Consider the following 17,116-nt stretch of genomic DNA (forward strand, 5'->3'; position numbering starts at 1 on the left):
TGTGTGATTGTCAATGAGGGTTCGGGTTATTTGGAGTACAATTCCACGATCAGATGCTCCTGCACGGGCAGATCGATCTCGTCCCGGTTGGGCAGGTTCACAACGGTAGCGGTACCCTTGGCCCGGTCAACGCTCAGCCAGTTCAGGGCGGGCTTGGAGCTGTTGGCCTCAATGACAGCCTTGAACTTGTCCAGGCTCATGCTCTTCTCACGGATGGCGACTACATCGCCGGCCTTGAGCAGATAGGAAGGAATGTTGACCTTCTTGCCATTGACGGTGAAATGGGAATGCTTCACCAGCTGGCGGGCTTCGGGACGGCTCATAGCAAAGCCGGCGCGATAGACCACATTGTCCAGACGGCTTTCCAGGATCTTCAGCAGGTTTTCACCGGTCATGCCCTGCTTCTTGGTAGCCAGCTCGAAATAGCCCTCGAACTGACCTTCCAGAATGCCATAGTACTTTCTGGCCTTCTGCTTCTCCCGCAGCTGCATGCCATACTCGCTCAGCTTCCGGTTACGGCCCTGGCCGTGCTGGCCGGGGGCATAGGCCCGGCGGGCCAGAGCGCATTTATCGCTATAACATCTGTCGCCCTTCAGAAAGAGTTTCTCGCCCTCTCTGCGGCAAATGCGGCAGGTTGCGTCTGTATATCTCGCCATTGATCAAAACACCTCCGATTAAACTCTTCTTCTCTTGGGCGGGCGGCAGCCGTTGTGGGGGATGGGAGTCACATCCTTGATCATGGTGACTTCCAGACCAGCGGCCTGCAGGGCACGGATGGCGGCTTCACGGCCGGAACCGGGGCCCTTCACATACACCTCAACGGTCTTCAGACCATGCTCCATAGCAGCCTTGGCTGCTGTCTCTGCTGCTGTCTGAGCAGCAAAGGGAGTGGACTTTCTGGAGCCCCGGAAGCCAAGGCCGCCGGAGGAAGCCCAAGACAGGGCGTTGCCGCCCAGGTCGGTGATGGTCACAATGGTGTTGTTGAAAGAGGCGCGGATATGGGCCGCACCCTTTTCGATATTCTTGCGTTCGCGGCGCTTCTTGGTCACGCCCTTCTTCGCAGCTTGTGCTTTAGCCATTCGTCTCGCCCCTCCTTACTTCTTCTTGTTGGCGATGGTCTTCTTGGGACCTTTGCGTGTTCTGGCATTGGTCTTGGTGCGCTGCCCTCTCACAGGCAGGCCCTTTCTGTGGCGCAGGCCACGGTAGGAACCAATTTCCACCAGCCGTTTGATGTTCATTGCGTTTTCGCGGCGCAGGTCGCCTTCGACCTGATAGCTGTGCTCGATGATGTCACGCAGCTTGGCCACTTCGTCATCGGTGAGATCCTTGACTCTGGTGTCAGGATTCACACCGGTCTTCTCCAGGATTTCATTGGAAAGGGAGCGGCCGATTCCAAAGATGTAAGTCAGTCCGATCTCCACTCTTTTTTCGCGGGGAAGGTCAACACCGGCAATACGAGCCATTTATTTCAGCACCTCCTGTGTATTTATCAGCCCTGTCTCTGTTTGTGTTTGGGGTTCTCGCAGATGACCATGACGCGGCCCTTTCTGCGGATGATCTTGCACTTTTCACAGATGGGTTTAACCGACGGTTTCACTTTCATAATCTGTATACCTCCTGTCTCAGCGGCAAATGATGGGAGAAAGCTTCCCTTATTTGAACCGCCATGTGATCCTGCCCCGGGAGAGATCATAAGGGGACATCTCCAGGGTGACTTTATCGCCCGGCAGGATCTTGATGAAGTTCATCCTCAGCTTGCCCGAGATGTGGGCCAACACCTTGTGGCCGTTGGCCAGCTCCACCTGGAACATAGCATTTGGCAACGCCTCTATAACGGTACCTTCCACTTCGATCATATCTTCTTTTGCCAAACGAAATTACCTCCTCGGTTATTCTGCATTGGTGGGCGCTTCTTCTTGGCGCAGCGCCCTGCGGACTTCACTGTTTGACAATTTTTCGCCCTGGCGCAGCCGCCGGCCCTCTTCGCTGCGGCTTTTGGCCACAAAGGACACATGGCGGATTTTCTTGCGCTTGGGGCGCTCGACTCTGCGGCGCCGGCCGTCAGCCAGCAGCAGATATTCGGCATCTGTATCAAGCACCATCATCAGCCGGCCTTTGTCCCGGCCCTGCTGCGACAGTACAATGTCCGATCTTTCCATATCCGGGGCCATTTCAGTCTCCCACAGAAGTCAGTATGATCGGCTCGCCCTCAGTGATGAGAACGGTGTTCTCGTAATGGGCCGACAGGCTGCCGTCCAATGTTTTGACCGTCCAGCCGTCGGGGAGCACCTTCACCTTCCATGTGCCTATGTTGATCATAGGCTCAATGGCCAGGGTCATCCCGGGCATCAACCGCGGACCATGGCCCGGCGCCCCAAAATTGGGGATCTCCGGCGCCTCGTGCATCTTGGTTCCGATGCCGTGGCCCACAAACTCCCGCACCACGCCATAGCCTCTTGCTTCGCAATAAGCACCGATGGCATGGGAAATATCGGAGATTCTTTGCCCTTTCCGGGCAAATTTGATACCTTCATAGAAGCTCTGCCGTGTTACATCGATCAGCTTCTGGGCCTCTTCCGAGATCTTGCCCGCACCAAAGGTGGCGGCGTTGTCTCCGAAATAGCCCTCATAGATCGCACCCGTATCGATGCTGACGATGTCGCCCTCCTGGATCACCCGGTCTCCCGGGATTCCATGGATCACTTCATCGTTGATCGAACAGCAGATGGTGGCGGGAAAACCGGCATAGCCCAGAAATGCGGGCTTGGCCCCAGCCTTCTCGATCACTCTGCGGGCTGCTTCGTCCAGCTGGCGGGTGGTAACACCTGGCGCGACCAGATCACCGGCGGCGAGGAGTGCCGCCTTGCTGATCTGTCCCGCCTTTTGCATGATTTTCAGTTCGTGTTTGGATTTGATGGTGATCATAAGGATATCCCCAATGCGTCGAACACCAACTGTGTGGTATCCGCCAGCTTCTTTTGTCCGCGCACCGCCAGCAAAAGTCCTTCCTGACGGTAATATTCCTTCACGGGTTCGGTTTCCTCATGGTAGATATGCAGCCGGTTTTCCACCACATCGTGGGTGTCATCCTTCCGGATGACCAGCTGACCGCCGCACTTGTCGCAAATCCCTTCGACTTTGGGCGGATTGTCCTCCACATGGTAAGTGGCCTGGCATTTGGAACAAATGCGCCGGCCTTCCATACGGTGTTCGATCTCCGAATCGCTGACCTCAATGGACAGCGCGCCATCGATCTTCGCAAAGCCGCTCAGCGCTTTGGCCTGAGCCAGCGTGCGGGGGAAGCCGTCCAGGAGATAACCGTCTTTACAGTCCTCCTGACCCAAGCGCTCCTTCACCAGCTGGATGATCAGCTCATCGGATACCAGCTTGCCGGCATCCATGGCCTCCTTCACCTGTTTTCCCAAATCCGTTCCCTGCTGCATGGCAGCGCGGAGCAGATTGCCGGTGGAGATGGTGGGGATCCCCAGCCGGTCTGCCAGCAGGCCGGCCTGGGTCCCCTTTCCAGCGCCAGGCGCCCCGAGAATCACAAGTTTCATTTCAAAGCCTCCACTGTCCCTTAAAGGGGCGCGTTTTATTCAAGGAAGCCCTTGTAGTGACGCATGAGCATCTGCGCTTCGATCTGCTTGACAGTTTCCAGCGCGACGCCCACCAGGATCAGCACCGAAGTGCCGCCGATGGCCAGACCGCCCAGACCCTTGATGTTGCTCATGATCAGGGGCAGGATGGCCACGATGCCCAGGAACAGAGCGCCCATGAGGGTGATCTTACCCAGCACTTTGGCAATGAAATCGGTGGTGGGTTTGCCCGGACGGAAGCCGGGGATAAAGCCGCCATTGCGCTTGAGGTTGTTGCTGACCTCGATGGGGTTGAACTGAATGGTGGCATAGAAATAAGCAAAACCCACGATGAGCAAGGCGTAAACGATGATATAGGCCAGACTGCCCTGGCTGAAAGCCTTGCCGAAATTGCTCCAGAAGGAGCCTTCCTCCGGATTGAGGAACTGGATGATGGTGCCCGGGAAGGTGACGATGGAAGAAGCGAAGATGACAGGCATCACGCCGGACATATTCACCTTCATGGGCAGATGGGTGGACTGACCGCCGTACATCTTGCGGCCCACCATCCGCTTTGCATACTGGATGGGGATGCGCCGCTCGGCGTTTGTGATAAACACGATAAAGGCGATCATGGCCACAGCCACCACCAGAATGACGATGACAGAAATCACATTCATGCTGCCGCTCTTCAGACCGTTGATGATCCCCATCACAGCGGAAGGACCGCGGGAAACGATGGAAGCGAACAGAATGAGGGAGATGCCGTTGCCCACGCCTTTGGAGTTGATCTGCTCACCCAGCCACATAATGAAGCTGGAACCGGCTGTGAAGGTCAGGATGATAACGATGGCGCTCCACAGATCGGTGCGGGTCAGAACGCCGCTGGTGCGCAGCATAATATAATAGGTCCAACCCATGAGCAGAGACAGGGCGATGGTCACATAGCGGGTGATGGAAGCCAGTTTTTTCCGGCCTTCCTCACCGCCATCCTTCACCATACGCTCCAGGGCCGGAATGGCTACCTGCAGAAGCTGCATGATGATGGAAGAGTTAATATAGGGATATACCGACAGGGCAAAGATAGAAGCCTGGGAAAAACCGCCGCCGGACAGGGTGTTGAAATAGCCCAGCAAAGTATCGCTGTACTGTTTGAACACATCGGCCAGGGCCTCGGTATCTACATAAGGCACATAAATGGCATAGCCAAACCGAAAGATCACCAGCGCAAAGACCACAAACAGCAGCTTCCGCCGCAGATCGGGGATCTTCCACGCATTTTTAATGGTTTCTATCATGGCTTATACCACCTCCGCCTTGCCTCCGGCTGCTTCGATCTTCTCCTTGGCGGATTTGCTGAAGCCGGCGGCCTTGACGGTCAGCTTCTTTTTCAGTTCGCCGTTGCCCAGCACTTTCACGCCGTCGCAGGCTTTGCCGATCAGGCCCTTTTCCAGCATGGCCACCACGCAGATGGTCTCGCCGTCTTCAAAGGCGTTGAGGGCTGCCACATTCACTTCAGCATAATGCTTGGCAAACACCTTGTTGTTGAAGCCGCGCTTGGGCAGACGCCGGGCCAGCGGCATCTGGCCGCCTTCAAACCCGGGGCGCACGCCGCCGCCGCTTCTGGCCCACTGGCCTTTATGACCCCGGCCGGCAGTCTTGCCGTTGCCGGTGCCGATGCCCCGGCCCTTGCGCTTGGGCTCCTGATTGGAACCGGGCGCCGGAGAGAGTTCATGCAATTTCATGGGGCGCACCTCCTATTCGCAAGTCTCCACAGAGAGCAGGTAGCCGATGAGGGCGATCTTTCCCTGTGTCTGAGCGTTATTGGGCTGCACAGTCACATCCCCGGGGCGCTTGAGGCCCAGGGAGTTGGCTGTGGCGATATGCTTCTGCAGTCTGCCGGACAGACTCTTTTTGAGAGTGATCTTCAGATTATCCATTCAGATTCCCCTCCTTATTTCGCCAGCTGCTCAGTGGGGATTCCACGGGCAGCAGCCACCTGTTCCGCATCCCGGAGCGACTTCAGGCCTTCCATGGTGGCGGCCACGACATTCTGCGGGTTGTTGCTCCGCAGGCTCTTGGTACGGATATCCTTGATACCGGCCATTTCCACAACGGCACGAACAGCGCCGCCGGCGATCACGCCGGTACCGGGAGCGGCAGGCTTCATCAGCACCTTGCCGGCGCCGAAGGTGCCCAGCACCTCGTGGGGGATGGTTGTGCCCTCCAGGGAGATGCGGACGAGGTTCTTTTTGGCATCTTCGATGCCCTTGCGGATGGCATCGGGCACTTCGGAAGCCTTGCCCAGGCCGTAGCCCACGATGCCGTTCTGGTCACCAACCACAACCAGAGCCGCGAACTTGAAGATACGGCCGCCCTTCACGGTTTTGGAAACACGATTCAGGGAGACAACTTTCTCCTGCAGCTCCATTGTGCTTGCATCTATCATACGAGCCATATTCTACCTCCCATTAAAACTGGAGTCCGCCCTCGCGGGCGCCCTCTGCGAGTTCCTTGACGCGGCCGTGATAGAGGTAGCCGCCGCGGTCGAACACCACGACGCTGATCCCCTTGGCTTTTGCGCGCTCGGCCACGATCTGGCCGACCTTTCTGGCCGCTTCCTTGTTGCCGCCGTAAGAACCAAAGTCCTTCTCGGTGGTGGAGGCAGAAACAAGAGTGACACCGTTGGCATCATCGATGACCTGCGCATAGATGTGGTTCGCGCTGCGGAACACATCCAGGCGGGGTCTCTCGGCAGTGCCGGAAATGTTGGCGCGCACTCTCTTGTGCCGCTTCAGGCGCTGAGCGTTCTTGTCGATCTTCTTAACCATTGATGCGCACCCCCCTTATTTCTTCTTACCGCCGGCCTTGCCTTCCTTGCGGCGCACGACCTCGGTAGCATATTTGATGCCTTTGCCCTTATAGGGTTCGGGCGGTCTCTTTTCCCGCACTTCAGCGGCGAACTGGCCGACCATCTGCTTGTTGGGGCCAGAGATGATGATCTTGTTGGGGGCGGGCACATCGATGGTGATACCGGGGATCTCGTCCATGATCACCTGGTGGGAATAACCCAGGTTCATCACCAGCTGCTTGCCCTGCTTGGCAACACGATAACCAACGCCGTTGACTTCCAGCTCTTTGCTGTAGCCTTTTTCCACACCTTCCACCATGTTGGCGATCAGGGTGCGGGTCAGGCCGTGAAGCGATTTGTGCAGTTTGTTTTCGCTGGGACGGTTGACAACCACCTGGCCGTCTTCCACAGCGATGAGCATATCCTTGTGCATTTCCTGTGTCAGTTCCCCTTTGGGGCCCTTCACATGCACCACATTGCCCTTCACATCCACGGTGACACCGGCGGGGATGCTAACGGGCATTCTTCCGATTCTGGACATATTCCGTTATCCTCCCTTACCAGACAAATGCCAGGACTTCGCCGCCGACATTCAGCTCGCGGGCTTTCTTGTCGGTCATGATGCCCTTGGATGTGGAAACGATCGCAATACCCAGGCCCTTGAGCACGCGGGGCAGCTCATCGGCGCCGGCATAGACGCGCAGGCCGGGCTTGGACACGCGGCGCAGGCCGCAGATCGCTTTTTCCTTGTTGCTCTTCAGAGTGATATGAATCATGCCCTGGGCACCGTCATCCACCAGCTCAAAGGCCTTGATGTAGCCTTCGTCCAGCAGGATCTGGGCGATAGCCCGCTTCATGCCCGAGGTGGGCACATCCACAGTGCTGTGGCGGGCGGATGTGGCGTTGCGGATACGCGTCAGCATATCGGCAATAGGGTCTGTAATAACCATTTATTATCCTCCTTGCAGAAGTTAGAGATTGGCTTGCCATCTCCACTTTTCTTTGGGCGGGGCCATGGGGCCCCTTTCACATTCAGGCGGGGGATTCCCCTCGCTTTTTACCAGCTGGCCTTGCGCACGCCAGGGATCTGGCCCTTGTAAGCCAGCTCACGGAAGCAGATACGGCAGATGCCGTAGTTGCGCAGATAGGCATGAGGGCGGCCGCAGATCTTGCATCTGTTGTAGTTTCTGGTGGAAAACTTGCTGCCGCGCTGCTGCTTCAAAACCATAGACTTTTTAGCCATGCCAACAATCCTCCCTCTTATCTGGCGAAGGGAGCGCCAAGCAGTGTGAGCAGCTCTCTTGCCTCTTCATCGTTCTGTGCGGTTGTGGTAAACACGATGTCCATGCCGCGGATCTTGTCGATCTTGTCATACTCGATCTCCGGGAAGATCAGCTGCTCTTTCACGCCCACAGCATAGTTGCCATGGCCGTCGAAGCCGTTGGCATTGATGCCGCGGAAGTCGCGGACACGGGGCAGAGCCACATTGAAGAACCGATCCAAAAACTCCCACATGCGGTCGCCACGCAGGGTGACTTTGGCACCGATGGGCATACCTTCACGCAGTTTGAAGTTAGCCACAGACTTCTTAGCCTTGGTGACCAGGGCCTTCTGACCGGTGATCTTGGCCAGATCGTTGCACACAGCATCCAGAGCCTTGGAGTTGTCGCGGGCTTCGCCGCAGCCAACATTCACTGTGATCTTATCCAGCTTGGGGATCTGCATGGGGCTCTTGTAGGCGAATTTCTTCATCAGGGCCGGAGCGATTTCGCTCTGGTACTTTGCCTTCAGCCGGGGCACATACTTTTCCTCAGCGATATTAGCCATTGTCTCTTCCTCCTCCCGTTATATGGTCTCGCCGCATTTTGCGCAGACTCTGACCTTCTCGCCGGAGGCAAGAATCTGATGTTTGACTCTGGTGGGCTTATCGCACTTGGGGCAAACGCGCATCACCTTGCAAGCGCGGATGGGGGTCTCCTGCTTCATGATGCCGGAGGGATCGCCCTGCTTGCGGGGTTTCACATGCTTTGTGGCGAAGTTGACGCCTTCCACCACCACTTTGCCAGCGGCGGGATGGGTGGAAAGGACCTTGCCCTTCTTGCCCTTGTCTTTGCCGGAAAGCACTATGACGGTATCGCCCTTTTTCACATTGAGTGTATTCATAGCGTCCTCCTTACAGTACTTCCGGAGCCAGGGAGAGGATCTTCATATAATCCTTCTCGCGCAGCTCTCTGGCCACGGGCCCGAAAATACGGGTTCCTCTGGGGTTTTTGTCTTCCTTGATGATTACAGCCGCATTCTCATCGAAGCGGATGTAAGAACCGTCCTGACGGCGCAGGCCCTTCTTGGTGCGCACGATGACAGCGCGAACCACATCGCCCTTCTTCACCATGCCACCGGGAGCTGCCTTGCGGACGGAAGCGACGATCACATCGCCGATGTTACCGTATCTGCGGGTAGAGCCGCCGAGAACACGGATGCATTTCAGTTCTTTCGCGCCGGTGTTATCCGCAACGCGCAGATAAGATTCCTGCTGTACCACGGCAAACCCTCCTTACTTCGCTTTCTCAATGATCTCAACAAGACGCCATCTCTTGTCCCGGGACAGGGGTCTTGTTTCCATGACCTTCACGCGGTCGCCCACGCCAGCTTCGTTTTTCTCGTCATGGGCTTTCAGCTTATATGTTCTGTTGATGAACTTCTTATACAGCGGATGCTGCACTCTGTCTTCGATCGCAACAACGATGGTCTTATCCATTTTATCGGAGACGACCTTGCCGACCCTCGTCTTGCGGAAAGCTCTCTCGCTCACCTGCGTTACCTCCTTTACCGCTTAGGACCGGGCCGCAAGCTCGCGCTCGCGGATGATGGTCTTGACTTTCGCGATATCTCTTTTGACTTCGGCGATCTTGTTGGGGTTATCCAACTGGTTGATAGCGTGCTGAAGTCTGAGATTAAAGAGATCTTTTTTCAGATCGCCGAGCTTTGCGTTGAGCTCTTCGGCCGACAGCTCACGGATCTCATTTGCCTTCATCATACTTCACCACCTGTTTTCTCATCAAAGTCCGCACGCTTCACAAACTTTGTCTTGACGGGCAGCTTGTAGCCAGCCAGGCGCATAGCCTCGCGAGCCACTTCCTCGCTGACGCCGCCGATCTCGAACATCACTCTGCCGGGCTTGACCACGGCAACCCAGTATTCCGGGGAGCCCTTACCGGAACCCATTCGGGTCTCGGCGGGTTTCTCTGTCACGGGCTTGTCGGGGAAGATCTTGATCCACACCTGACCGCCTCTCTTGATATAACGGGTCATGGCAATACGAGCGGCCTCGATCTGGTTGCTGGTGATCCAGGCGGGCTCAGTCGCCATCAGGCCGAAATCGCCATTGGAGACAAAGTTGCCTCTGGTGGCCTTGCCCTTCATACGGCCTCTGTGCACTCTGCGGTATTTTACTCTCTTAGGCAGAAGCATTACTGGGCGCCTCCTTCCGTTTTGGGAGCTCTGGGGGCCGAAGCGCCGCCCTGACGGTTGTAGCCGCCCTGGCCGCGATTAGAGTTGTAACCGCCCTGACGGTTGTAGCCGCCCTGGCCGCGGTTATTGTTATAGCCCCGGTTGTTGTTGTAGTTGCGGCGATCACCGCCCCGGCGGTCGCCATCCCGGCGATCCCGACGGTCACGGCGGTCACGGCGGGGAGCTTCCACTTCGGTGGTCCGAGGACCGCCGGTGAGGATCTCGCCCTTGTACAGCCAAACCTTCACGCCGATGCGGCCGTAGGTGGTGTTGGCCTCTGCAAAGCCGTAGTCGATGTCGGCCCGCAGGGTCTGCAGGGGAATGGTGCCCTCGTGATAGTGCTCGGTACGGGCGATTTCAGCGCCGCCCAGACGACCGGACACGCACACCTTAATACCCTTGGCGCCCAGCTTCATGGCCCGGCCGATGGACTGCTTCATGGCCCGGCGGAAGGAGATGCGCTTCTCCAGCTGAGCGGCGATGTTCTCGGCCACCAGCTGAGCGTTCAGGTCAGGGCTTCTCACTTCCACGATGCTGATGTTGACGCTCTTGCCGATCATCTTTTCCAGCTCGACGCGGAGCTTTTCGATCTCAGCGCCGCCCTTGCCCACGATGATGCCGGGACGGGCGCAATGGATGATGATCTTCACATTCTTGCTGTTGCGCTCGATTTCGATCTGAGGAACACCGGCAGCATACAGCTTCTTCTTCAGGAACTTTCTGATGTTATAGTCTTCTACCAACAGGTCGCCGAAGGCGTTGTCTTTGGCATACCAGCGGGAGTCCCAACCCTTGATGACACCCACGCGAAGACCGTGGGGATTGACTTTCTGGCCCATAACTAACCTCCTGACCTTATTCTTTTTCTTTCAGGACGATCGTGATGTGCGATGTCCTTTTGAGGATGCGGAACGCTCTGCCCTGAGCGCGGGGACGGACCCGCTTCATCACAGGACCAGGGCAAACGAAGACCTGATCCACATACAGCAGATCGGTGTTCATGTTGTGGTTGTTTTCAGCGTTGGCTGCTGCACTCCGGAGCAGCTTCAGCATGGGTTCGCAGGCTGCCTTGGGAGTGTTCATCAAAATGGCAGCGGCAACCCCGACATCCTTACCGCGGATCAGGTCGCAAACGATCTTGACCTTCCGGGGAGAGATGCGGACGTGCTTCAAATAAGCTCTTGCTTCCATCTGTCTTTCCTCCTAAGGCTTATTTGCCGTTGTTGGATGTTTTGCTGCCCGCATGGCCCCGATAGGTCCGGGTGGGAGCAAACTCGCCCAACTTGTGGCCGACCATGTCTTCTGTGATATACACAGGCACATGCTTTCTGCCGTCATGGACAGCAATGGTGTGCCCGACGAACTGGGGGAAGATGGTGGAGGCTCTGGACCAGGTCTTGAGCACTCTCTTCTCGCCAGTCTTGTTCATTTCGTTGACCCTTTTGATCAGCTCGGGAGCCACAAAGGGGCCCTTCTTAACGCTTCTGCCCATAAGTTGTGTCTCCTTTCTTTATTTGCCGTTGCGGCGTCTGACGATCTGCTTGTCAGTGCGGTTCTTGGTCTTACGGGTCTTGTAACCCATAGTGGGCTTGCCCCAGGGAGTCACCGGGCTGGGACGGCCGATGGGGCTCTTGCCTTCGCCGCCGCCGTGGGGGTGGTCGCAGGGGTTCATGACCGAGCCGCGCACGGTGGGACGGAAGCCCTTGTGGCGGGTACGGCCGGCCTTACCGATCTGAACATTCTCATAATCGATGTTGCCAACCTGGCCGATGGTGGCCTTGCAGTTCATGCGGATGTACCGCACTTCGCCGGAAGGCAGACGAACCTGAGCGGCTTCGCCCTCTTTGGCCATCAGCTGAGCAGCGCCGCCAGCGGAGCGCACCAGCTGGGCGCCGCGGCCGGGATACAGCTCGATGTTGTGGATGATGGTACCCAGGGGGATGTTGGCGATGGGCAGGCAGTTGCCCGGCTTGATATCGGCGTTGGCGGAGGAATAGACCACATCGCCCACCTTCAGGCCGTTGGGAGCGATGATGTAGCGGCGCTCTTTGTCCTCATATTCCACGAGGGCGATGTTGGCGCTGCGGTTGGGATCGTATTCCAGAGTCAGGACGGTGGCAGCCATGTCCATCTTGTCCCGCTTGAAGTCGATGATTCTGTATTTTTTCTTGTTGCCGCCACCGCGGTGACGAACAGTGATTCTGCCATAGCTGTTACGGCCGGAATTTTTCTTCAGAGTCTCCAGGAGGCTCTTCTCCGGCTTAACCTTGCTCAGGCCCGAGTAGTCGATCACCGTCATGTTTCTTCTGGACGGAGTCGTCGGGTTGAAGGTCTTGATAGCCACTGTGTTTCACTCCTTATTGTCTTTTTGTTTTGCGCCGCCATAAGCGGCATACATTCAGAAGGGGAAATGTTCCCCAGGCCGTTCTTTATTTAGAACATGCCCTCGAAGATCTCAATGCCCTTGGAATCTTCGGTCAGACGCACAATGGCCTTCTTCTTTTTCGCAGTGTAGCCGGTGTGGACGCCCACTCTCTTTTCCTTGCCCCGAACATTGATGGTGTTGACGCTCAGGACCTTTACCTTGAAGATCTCCTCGATCGCCTTGCGGATCTCCACCTTGTTGGAATCGGTGGCCACCTCAAAGACATACTTCTTGTCGGCGATGCCAGCCATGCTCTTTTCGGTGATGACCGGGCGGAGGATCACGTCGTATGCAGTTTTCATTATGCGTATACCTCCTCGATCTTGGCCACCGCGGCTTTGTCGACGATGAACTTGTCGGCCCGCAGGATGTCATAGACGCTGATGATGCTGGAGATGGTGGTACGCACGCCGGGGATATTCCGGGCGGAGAGCACCACATTCCGGCGCACTTCAGGAGTGACCACCAGGGACTTGCCGGTGGCGCCCACATCGCTGAGGAACTTGACGAAGTTCTTGGTCTTCACTTCGCTCAGATCCAGGTTCTCGATGACCATGATGTTGCCGGCGGCCGCCTTGGCGCTCAGGGCGCTCTTGATGGCCAGCTGGCGGGACTTCTTATTCATATGATAGCCGTAATCCCGGGGCTTGGGGCCCAGGGCGATACCGCCGTGGATCCACTGGGGAGCGCGGGTGGAACCCTGACGGGCCCGACCGGTGCCCTTCTGGCGCCAGGGCTTGCGGCCGCCGCCGCGAACTTCGGCCCGGGTCAGGGTGCTCTGAGTGCCCTGCCGCTGGTTGGCCAGGTAGTTCTTCACGGCCTCGTGCATGACGGCGGTGTTGGGCTCGATGCCGAACACAGCATCGCTCAGCTCGATCTCGCCCACGACCTTGCCGCTCATATCGTAAACATTTGTTTTAGCCATTGTCTCTTCCTCCTTCCCTCGACCTTACGCCTTGACGGTGTTCTTGATGAACACGATGCCGCCCTTGGGGCCGGGGACTGCGCCGCGGATGGCGATGAGGTTCAGTTCCTTGTCCACCTTGGCGATGTCCAGGTTCTGGATGGTGACCTGCTCGCAGCCCAGGTGACCGGCCATCTTCTTGCCGGGGAAGACCCGGGAAGGATCGGTGTTGGCGCCCATGGAGCCGACGGAGCGGTGCACAGGGCCCACGCCGTGGGTGTGTTCCTGGGAATGGGCGTTCCAGCGCTTGATGATACCGGCGTAGCCCTTACCTTTGCTGATACCGGTGACATCCACCTTGTCGCCTTCGGCGAACACATCGGCGTAAACGATATCGCCCACATTGTAAGAAGAGATATCGTCCAGACGGAACTCTTTCAGGTATTTCTTCATGCTGACACCGGCCTTTTTCAGGTGACCGGCTTCAGCCTTGGTCAGCTTCTTCTCCTGGACATCGGAAAAGCCCAGCTGGATGGAATCGAAGCCTTCTTTGTCCACAGTCTTTTTCTGCACAACGGTGCAGGGGCCGGCTTCGATGACAGTGACAGGGATGACCTTGCCGGTTTCATCGAAGATCTGCGTCATGCCGACCTTCTTGCCAATGATGGCTTTCTGCATTGTATTTCCTCCTTACAGGTTATTGGTTAAGGGGGTCCTGCCCTTAACTTGACCCTCCCGCCGGAAAGCGGGCATTTCGGGTACTGCGCGTTTTCTTCCTCGCTCTTTTTGGTTTAGAGCTTGATTTCTATCTCGACGCCGGCGGGCAGATCCAGGTTGGTCAGAGCCTCCATGGTTTTCTGCGAGGGCTTCAGGATATCGATAAGGCGCTTGTGGGTGCGGCGCTCGAACTGCTCACGGCTGTCCTTATATTTATGGACGGCCCGCAGGATGGTCACGATCTCTTTCTCGGTAGGCAGGGGGATGGGGCCGGAGACTTCCACGCCGGTGCGCTTGGCTGTCTCAACGATCTTCTCCGCCGCCTGATCGATCACCTGATGATCGTAGGCCTTCAAGCGAATTCTGATTTTCTCTGTGTTTGCCACTGTGTGTTCCTCCTTGACTTGCGAACGTAATCAAATTTTGTTGACCGCGTTCGGCGGGAAATTTCGCAACGCTTCCGTGTGTATCTCGCTTTGGGCATGAAAGAAGCCGGCTGCATAGACGCAATCTTCCGGCATTTTATGCACCCGTTGGTTTCCCGAAAGGGCTTTCCTGCACGATGCAGGCAGTTCCCATCCGCGGATACTCGCGTGCTGTTTGTTTCCCAGCCGCCCGATTGTCGGACATACTCCACCAAAGTTACCCGCCAAAGGCGGCAATCTCCAGCTTCATCGCATTATATATGTTCACGCCAGGGCGATATTCTCTTCCAGGCGCTTAACTAGAATACATCATTTTCAGCTTTGTGTCAATAGATTGTACAAAAATTTTTTCAAAATTTCTGGCACATTGCCCTTTTCCCGGGCATTGCCCGGGAAAAGGGCCGGTTTTCAGTCTCCATAGACGGCGATGCCGTTGGGGATGTGGCGGCCCTGGGTCTTGTTGGCCGCCGAGGGCCGGGAGATCTCTCTTCCCCGATAGACCATGATGCTGGAGGAGCCGCCATCCAGGTTGCAGGCCTGCACGGCCCCATAACGGCCCAGGATCTGGGCGCAGTCTCCCACGGTGCAGCCGATGGAATACCCCGGTGCCCGGCCGTCCACCACCAAAAGCAGCATGGTTCCTTCCTGGGTCTGGCCGATGGCCGTCCGGGGCTGCACGCCCCAACCGGCGCTGCCCTCCACCACCTGCTCCCCATTGACAATCAGCGCCGGCTTGAACTCCACCGCATCCCGGTAAGTGCTCTCCGAGGCGCCGATGTGCAGCCGGTTCTCCTCATCAATGCCGATGGTCTTATAAGTGCCGCCTACGGCGTTGTTTTTCTTTTCACCCCCGGAGATCACAAGGCCGTGAGCCGCCCCTCCATTGCCGTGGCCATCCGGGTCATAAAAGCCGCTGGCATTGGTCAGAAGCACCGCATCCCGCTTCTCGGCGATGTCTGCCGCCAGAGACCCCACGCTGCCGTAGCTGGGGGCCAGGGCCACTCCCACCTGGGAAGGGTCCCGCACCAGAGCCAGCCGTCCCACATAGCCTTCCCCGGTCACCTTACAGATAATGATGCCATGGCGGGTATCCACCGCCAGCACCGGATCTCCCTTTTTGGTGCGGATCCCGGTGTCCTCGTCCTCCAGCCCCGCTTTGTCGATGAGAAGATAGCCCTCTTCGTCAACAGCCTCCTCCCCATGCTCCTTCATATATTCCTCAAAGGAAGCCTGATCGATCTGGGGATACTGCTGGAAAAAGTCCTCCCGCAGCTTGTCCCAGGGCGTAGCCTGGCTCTCACCGAAGCCCTCTTCCTTCCACTGGCTTTCCAGCCCCTGCTGTTCCTTCTCCACCTGTTCCCGCTGCCCCATCACATCATCGATGACAAAGGAAGGGATGAAAGCGGTGGCCAGCCACTGGTGGGTCATGGTGCCCATAGCCGTTTCAATGTAGATGGCCCGCCATTTGGCGATGAAGGGGATGGGCGAAAACACCGCCACACAGTAAAGCCCGGCCAGAAGGAACAAAGCCACAAGGCTCCTTTTCCAAAACCGCCCCTTTTTCTTTCCGGCCTTCTTCCCCTGCTTGTTGCCCTTTGATGCCGGGTGGCCGGTCAGCCGTTCTTTTCTTTCCTGCTCTTCCCGCTCCCACACCTGCTCCCAATCGATCTCAAAAGGTTCCTTTTGGCTTTCGATCTTTTTGGGAGAAGGCTTCCGACGGCCTTTGCCACCCCACAGCTTCATTCCATCCCCTCCTTCCTTTTTCGACGGATTTTTCCCATCATACCATAACCCATCTGTTTTTGTGTGAATATTTTGTAAGAAAGGCACTTTCCCGTATACATAGACGGATTTTTTCATAGAGATGTTCCATCTTGACAGACAGGTGGGATGTATTTTGCTGAAAAAAATCCTTCGTCGGCCAGCGCTGCTTCTGCTCCCCGCCGCCCTGGCCTTTGCCCTGGTGCTCTCTTTTTTCTCCTCCTCCCCTCCGGCTGTGACGGCCTCGGCCTCCAACACCAACTGGGGTCTGAGCTTCCAAAAAGAAGGGGAAGCACCGGTGGGCAACGCCACCAGCGAATATCTTTCCGGATACAATGCCCGTTACCTGGGAAATACCAAGGAAAAGACTATTTACCTCACATTTGACTGCGGCTTTGAAAACGGCTGCACCGCCCCCATTCTGGACGCGCTGAAAAAGCACGATGCCAAAGCCACTTTTTTTGTGGTGGGAAATTTTCTGGAGACCGCGCCGGAGCTGGTGCAGCGGATGGTGGACGAAGGGCATATTGTGGGCAACCACACCTATCATCACCCGGATATGTCCCAAATCGCCGATCTGGACAGTTTCCGGGAAGAACTTACCGCCGTGGAGGAAAAATACAAGGAAATCACCGGGGAAGAGATGAAAAAATATTACCGTCCGCCCCAGGGGAAATTCAGCGAAAGCAATCTGGAACAGGCCCAGACACTGGGATACCAAACGATTTTCTGGAGCCTGGCCTATGTGGACTGGTACACCGACAAGCAGCCCTCTCCGGAAGAGGCCTATAACAAGCTGCTGCCCCGCATCCACCCCGGCGCCATTGTGCTGCTCCACAGCACCTCCCAGACCAACGCAGATATTCTGGATGAACTGCTCACCAAATGGGAGGATATGGGCTACACCTTCGGCACCCTGGACGAACTGAGCGCCTGAGCAAAAGCAAG

At 56.8% G+C, this 17,116-nt stretch carries 32 protein-coding genes; 1 reads left to right on the forward strand and 31 read right to left on the reverse strand.

The features are described 5' to 3' along the window. Positions 1 to 26: 26 nt before the first annotated feature. The 31 genes from rpsD to H6A25_RS00325 form a co-directional block, all read right to left on the reverse strand. Entirely contained in the window at positions 27 to 656 is a 630-nt protein-coding gene (gene rpsD / locus H6A25_RS00175) for a 30S ribosomal protein S4 (RefSeq protein ID WP_204750024.1), read from the reverse strand. Between the two features lie 18 nt (positions 657 to 674). Further along, positions 675 to 1,079, reverse strand: a complete 405-nt coding sequence (rpsK, locus tag H6A25_RS00180; RefSeq protein WP_204750025.1) for a 30S ribosomal protein S11 — start codon at positions 1,077 to 1,079, stop codon at positions 675 to 677. 15 nt (positions 1,080 to 1,094) lie between these two features. Next, on the reverse strand, positions 1,095 to 1,463 hold the full coding sequence (gene rpsM, locus H6A25_RS00185) for a 30S ribosomal protein S13 (protein ID WP_204750026.1): 369 nt from the start codon (positions 1,461 to 1,463) through the stop codon (positions 1,095 to 1,097). Positions 1,464 to 1,489: 26 nt separating this feature from the next. Next, positions 1,490 to 1,603, reverse strand: coding sequence for a 50S ribosomal protein L36 (gene rpmJ / locus H6A25_RS00190; protein ID WP_118428435.1), 114 nt, complete (start codon positions 1,601 to 1,603; stop codon positions 1,490 to 1,492). A gap of 49 nt (positions 1,604 to 1,652) precedes the next feature. Beyond that, positions 1,653 to 1,871, reverse strand: a complete 219-nt coding sequence (gene infA, locus H6A25_RS00195; protein ID WP_118428436.1) for a translation initiation factor IF-1 — start codon at positions 1,869 to 1,871, stop codon at positions 1,653 to 1,655. An 18-nt stretch (positions 1,872 to 1,889) separates the two neighbouring features. Further along, positions 1,890 to 2,171, reverse strand: a complete 282-nt coding sequence (locus H6A25_RS00200) for a hypothetical protein (protein WP_204750027.1) — start codon at positions 2,169 to 2,171, stop codon at positions 1,890 to 1,892. Position 2,172: 1 nt separating this feature from the next. Further along, complete coding sequence (gene map / locus H6A25_RS00205) at positions 2,173 to 2,925, reverse strand: type I methionyl aminopeptidase (protein WP_204750028.1); 753 nt, start codon at positions 2,923 to 2,925, stop codon at positions 2,173 to 2,175. Then, positions 2,922 to 3,557 carry an adenylate kinase gene (locus H6A25_RS00210; protein ID WP_204750029.1) on the reverse strand — a complete coding sequence of 212 codons (636 nt, stop codon included), beginning with the start codon at positions 3,555 to 3,557 and terminating at the stop codon, positions 2,922 to 2,924. Before H6A25_RS00210 ends, map begins: the two co-directional genes overlap by 4 nt. Positions 3,558 to 3,592: 35 nt before the next feature. After that, positions 3,593 to 4,873, reverse strand: coding sequence for a preprotein translocase subunit SecY (secY, locus tag H6A25_RS00215; protein WP_204750030.1), 1,281 nt, complete (start codon positions 4,871 to 4,873; stop codon positions 3,593 to 3,595). A 3-nt stretch (positions 4,874 to 4,876) separates the two neighbouring features. Continuing rightward, positions 4,877 to 5,320, reverse strand: coding sequence for a 50S ribosomal protein L15 (gene rplO, locus H6A25_RS00220; RefSeq protein WP_118428441.1), 444 nt, complete (start codon positions 5,318 to 5,320; stop codon positions 4,877 to 4,879). Between the two features lie 12 nt (positions 5,321 to 5,332). Beyond that, the gene (locus H6A25_RS00225) at positions 5,333 to 5,515 is read right to left on the reverse strand and encodes an uL30 family ribosomal protein (RefSeq protein WP_118428442.1); all 183 of its coding nucleotides are present in this window, start codon (positions 5,513 to 5,515) and stop codon (positions 5,333 to 5,335) included. 14 nt (positions 5,516 to 5,529) lie between these two features. After that, positions 5,530 to 6,033, reverse strand: coding sequence for a 30S ribosomal protein S5 (gene rpsE, locus H6A25_RS00230; RefSeq protein ID WP_204750031.1), 504 nt, complete (start codon positions 6,031 to 6,033; stop codon positions 5,530 to 5,532). A gap of 13 nt (positions 6,034 to 6,046) precedes the next feature. Then, on the reverse strand, positions 6,047 to 6,406 hold the full coding sequence (gene rplR / locus H6A25_RS00235) for a 50S ribosomal protein L18 (protein WP_204750032.1): 360 nt from the start codon (positions 6,404 to 6,406) through the stop codon (positions 6,047 to 6,049). Between the two features lie 15 nt (positions 6,407 to 6,421). After that, a complete protein-coding gene (gene rplF, locus H6A25_RS00240) occupies positions 6,422 to 6,967 on the reverse strand; it encodes a 50S ribosomal protein L6 (protein WP_204750033.1) in 546 nt (181 codons plus the stop codon). A gap of 16 nt (positions 6,968 to 6,983) precedes the next feature. Further along, positions 6,984 to 7,376: a 30S ribosomal protein S8 gene (gene rpsH, locus H6A25_RS00245; RefSeq protein ID WP_118428446.1), complete on the reverse strand. Its 393-nt coding sequence runs from the start codon at positions 7,374 to 7,376 to the stop codon at positions 6,984 to 6,986. Positions 7,377 to 7,483: 107 nt separating this feature from the next. Further along, the gene (locus H6A25_RS00250) at positions 7,484 to 7,669 is read right to left on the reverse strand and encodes a type Z 30S ribosomal protein S14 (protein ID WP_118428447.1); all 186 of its coding nucleotides are present in this window, start codon (positions 7,667 to 7,669) and stop codon (positions 7,484 to 7,486) included. 17 nt (positions 7,670 to 7,686) lie between these two features. After that, positions 7,687 to 8,253, reverse strand: coding sequence for a 50S ribosomal protein L5 (gene rplE / locus H6A25_RS00255; protein ID WP_118428448.1), 567 nt, complete (start codon positions 8,251 to 8,253; stop codon positions 7,687 to 7,689). Between the two features lie 18 nt (positions 8,254 to 8,271). Continuing rightward, positions 8,272 to 8,589, reverse strand: a complete 318-nt coding sequence (gene rplX / locus H6A25_RS00260; protein ID WP_118428449.1) for a 50S ribosomal protein L24 — start codon at positions 8,587 to 8,589, stop codon at positions 8,272 to 8,274. 10 nt (positions 8,590 to 8,599) lie between these two features. Continuing rightward, positions 8,600 to 8,968: a 50S ribosomal protein L14 gene (gene rplN, locus H6A25_RS00265; protein ID WP_118428450.1), complete on the reverse strand. Its 369-nt coding sequence runs from the start codon at positions 8,966 to 8,968 to the stop codon at positions 8,600 to 8,602. Between the two features lie 12 nt (positions 8,969 to 8,980). Further along, positions 8,981 to 9,238, reverse strand: a complete 258-nt coding sequence (gene rpsQ, locus H6A25_RS00270; RefSeq protein ID WP_118428451.1) for a 30S ribosomal protein S17 — start codon at positions 9,236 to 9,238, stop codon at positions 8,981 to 8,983. Between the two features lie 21 nt (positions 9,239 to 9,259). Beyond that, positions 9,260 to 9,460 (reverse strand): 50S ribosomal protein L29, encoded by a 201-nt coding sequence (rpmC, locus tag H6A25_RS00275; protein WP_118428474.1) that lies wholly within the window; start codon positions 9,458 to 9,460, stop codon positions 9,260 to 9,262. Beyond that, positions 9,460 to 9,897 carry a 50S ribosomal protein L16 gene (gene rplP / locus H6A25_RS00280; RefSeq protein WP_118428452.1) on the reverse strand — a complete coding sequence of 146 codons (438 nt, stop codon included), beginning with the start codon at positions 9,895 to 9,897 and terminating at the stop codon, positions 9,460 to 9,462. The genes rpmC and rplP overlap by 1 nt, the downstream gene beginning before the upstream one ends. After that, positions 9,897 to 10,775: a 30S ribosomal protein S3 gene (gene rpsC / locus H6A25_RS00285; protein ID WP_204750034.1), complete on the reverse strand. Its 879-nt coding sequence runs from the start codon at positions 10,773 to 10,775 to the stop codon at positions 9,897 to 9,899. The genes rplP and rpsC overlap by 1 nt, the downstream gene beginning before the upstream one ends. A gap of 16 nt (positions 10,776 to 10,791) precedes the next feature. Then, a complete protein-coding gene (gene rplV / locus H6A25_RS00290) occupies positions 10,792 to 11,127 on the reverse strand; it encodes a 50S ribosomal protein L22 (protein WP_118428454.1) in 336 nt (111 codons plus the stop codon). Positions 11,128 to 11,146: 19 nt separating this feature from the next. Further along, positions 11,147 to 11,428 carry a 30S ribosomal protein S19 gene (gene rpsS, locus H6A25_RS00295; RefSeq protein WP_118428455.1) on the reverse strand — a complete coding sequence of 94 codons (282 nt, stop codon included), beginning with the start codon at positions 11,426 to 11,428 and terminating at the stop codon, positions 11,147 to 11,149. 18 nt (positions 11,429 to 11,446) lie between these two features. Continuing rightward, complete coding sequence (gene rplB / locus H6A25_RS00300) at positions 11,447 to 12,280, reverse strand: 50S ribosomal protein L2 (protein WP_118428456.1); 834 nt, start codon at positions 12,278 to 12,280, stop codon at positions 11,447 to 11,449. An 89-nt stretch (positions 12,281 to 12,369) separates the two neighbouring features. Beyond that, positions 12,370 to 12,663 carry a 50S ribosomal protein L23 gene (rplW, locus tag H6A25_RS00305; RefSeq protein ID WP_118428457.1) on the reverse strand — a complete coding sequence of 98 codons (294 nt, stop codon included), beginning with the start codon at positions 12,661 to 12,663 and terminating at the stop codon, positions 12,370 to 12,372. After that, complete coding sequence (gene rplD, locus H6A25_RS00310; RefSeq protein ID WP_204750035.1) at positions 12,663 to 13,286, reverse strand: 50S ribosomal protein L4; 624 nt, start codon at positions 13,284 to 13,286, stop codon at positions 12,663 to 12,665. The genes rplW and rplD overlap by 1 nt, the downstream gene beginning before the upstream one ends. A 24-nt stretch (positions 13,287 to 13,310) precedes the next feature. Continuing rightward, positions 13,311 to 13,943, reverse strand: a complete 633-nt coding sequence (gene rplC, locus H6A25_RS00315) for a 50S ribosomal protein L3 (protein ID WP_118428459.1) — start codon at positions 13,941 to 13,943, stop codon at positions 13,311 to 13,313. A 113-nt stretch (positions 13,944 to 14,056) separates the two neighbouring features. Next, the gene (gene rpsJ / locus H6A25_RS00320) at positions 14,057 to 14,368 is read right to left on the reverse strand and encodes a 30S ribosomal protein S10 (protein ID WP_118428460.1); all 312 of its coding nucleotides are present in this window, start codon (positions 14,366 to 14,368) and stop codon (positions 14,057 to 14,059) included. Positions 14,369 to 14,815: 447 nt separating this feature from the next. Continuing rightward, positions 14,816 to 16,150: a phosphodiester glycosidase family protein gene (locus H6A25_RS00325; protein WP_204750036.1), complete on the reverse strand. Its 1,335-nt coding sequence runs from the start codon at positions 16,148 to 16,150 to the stop codon at positions 14,816 to 14,818. Positions 16,151 to 16,307: 157 nt separating this feature from the next. Between H6A25_RS00325 and pdaA the strand changes: the two genes are divergently transcribed. Then, entirely contained in the window at positions 16,308 to 17,105 is a 798-nt protein-coding gene (pdaA, locus tag H6A25_RS00330; protein ID WP_430651149.1) for a delta-lactam-biosynthetic de-N-acetylase, read from the forward strand. Positions 17,106 to 17,116 lie beyond the last annotated feature (11 nt).

Source organism: Intestinimonas butyriciproducens (assembly GCF_016901775.1).
Lineage (GTDB): Bacteria > Bacillota > Clostridia > Oscillospirales > Butyricicoccaceae > Pseudobutyricicoccus.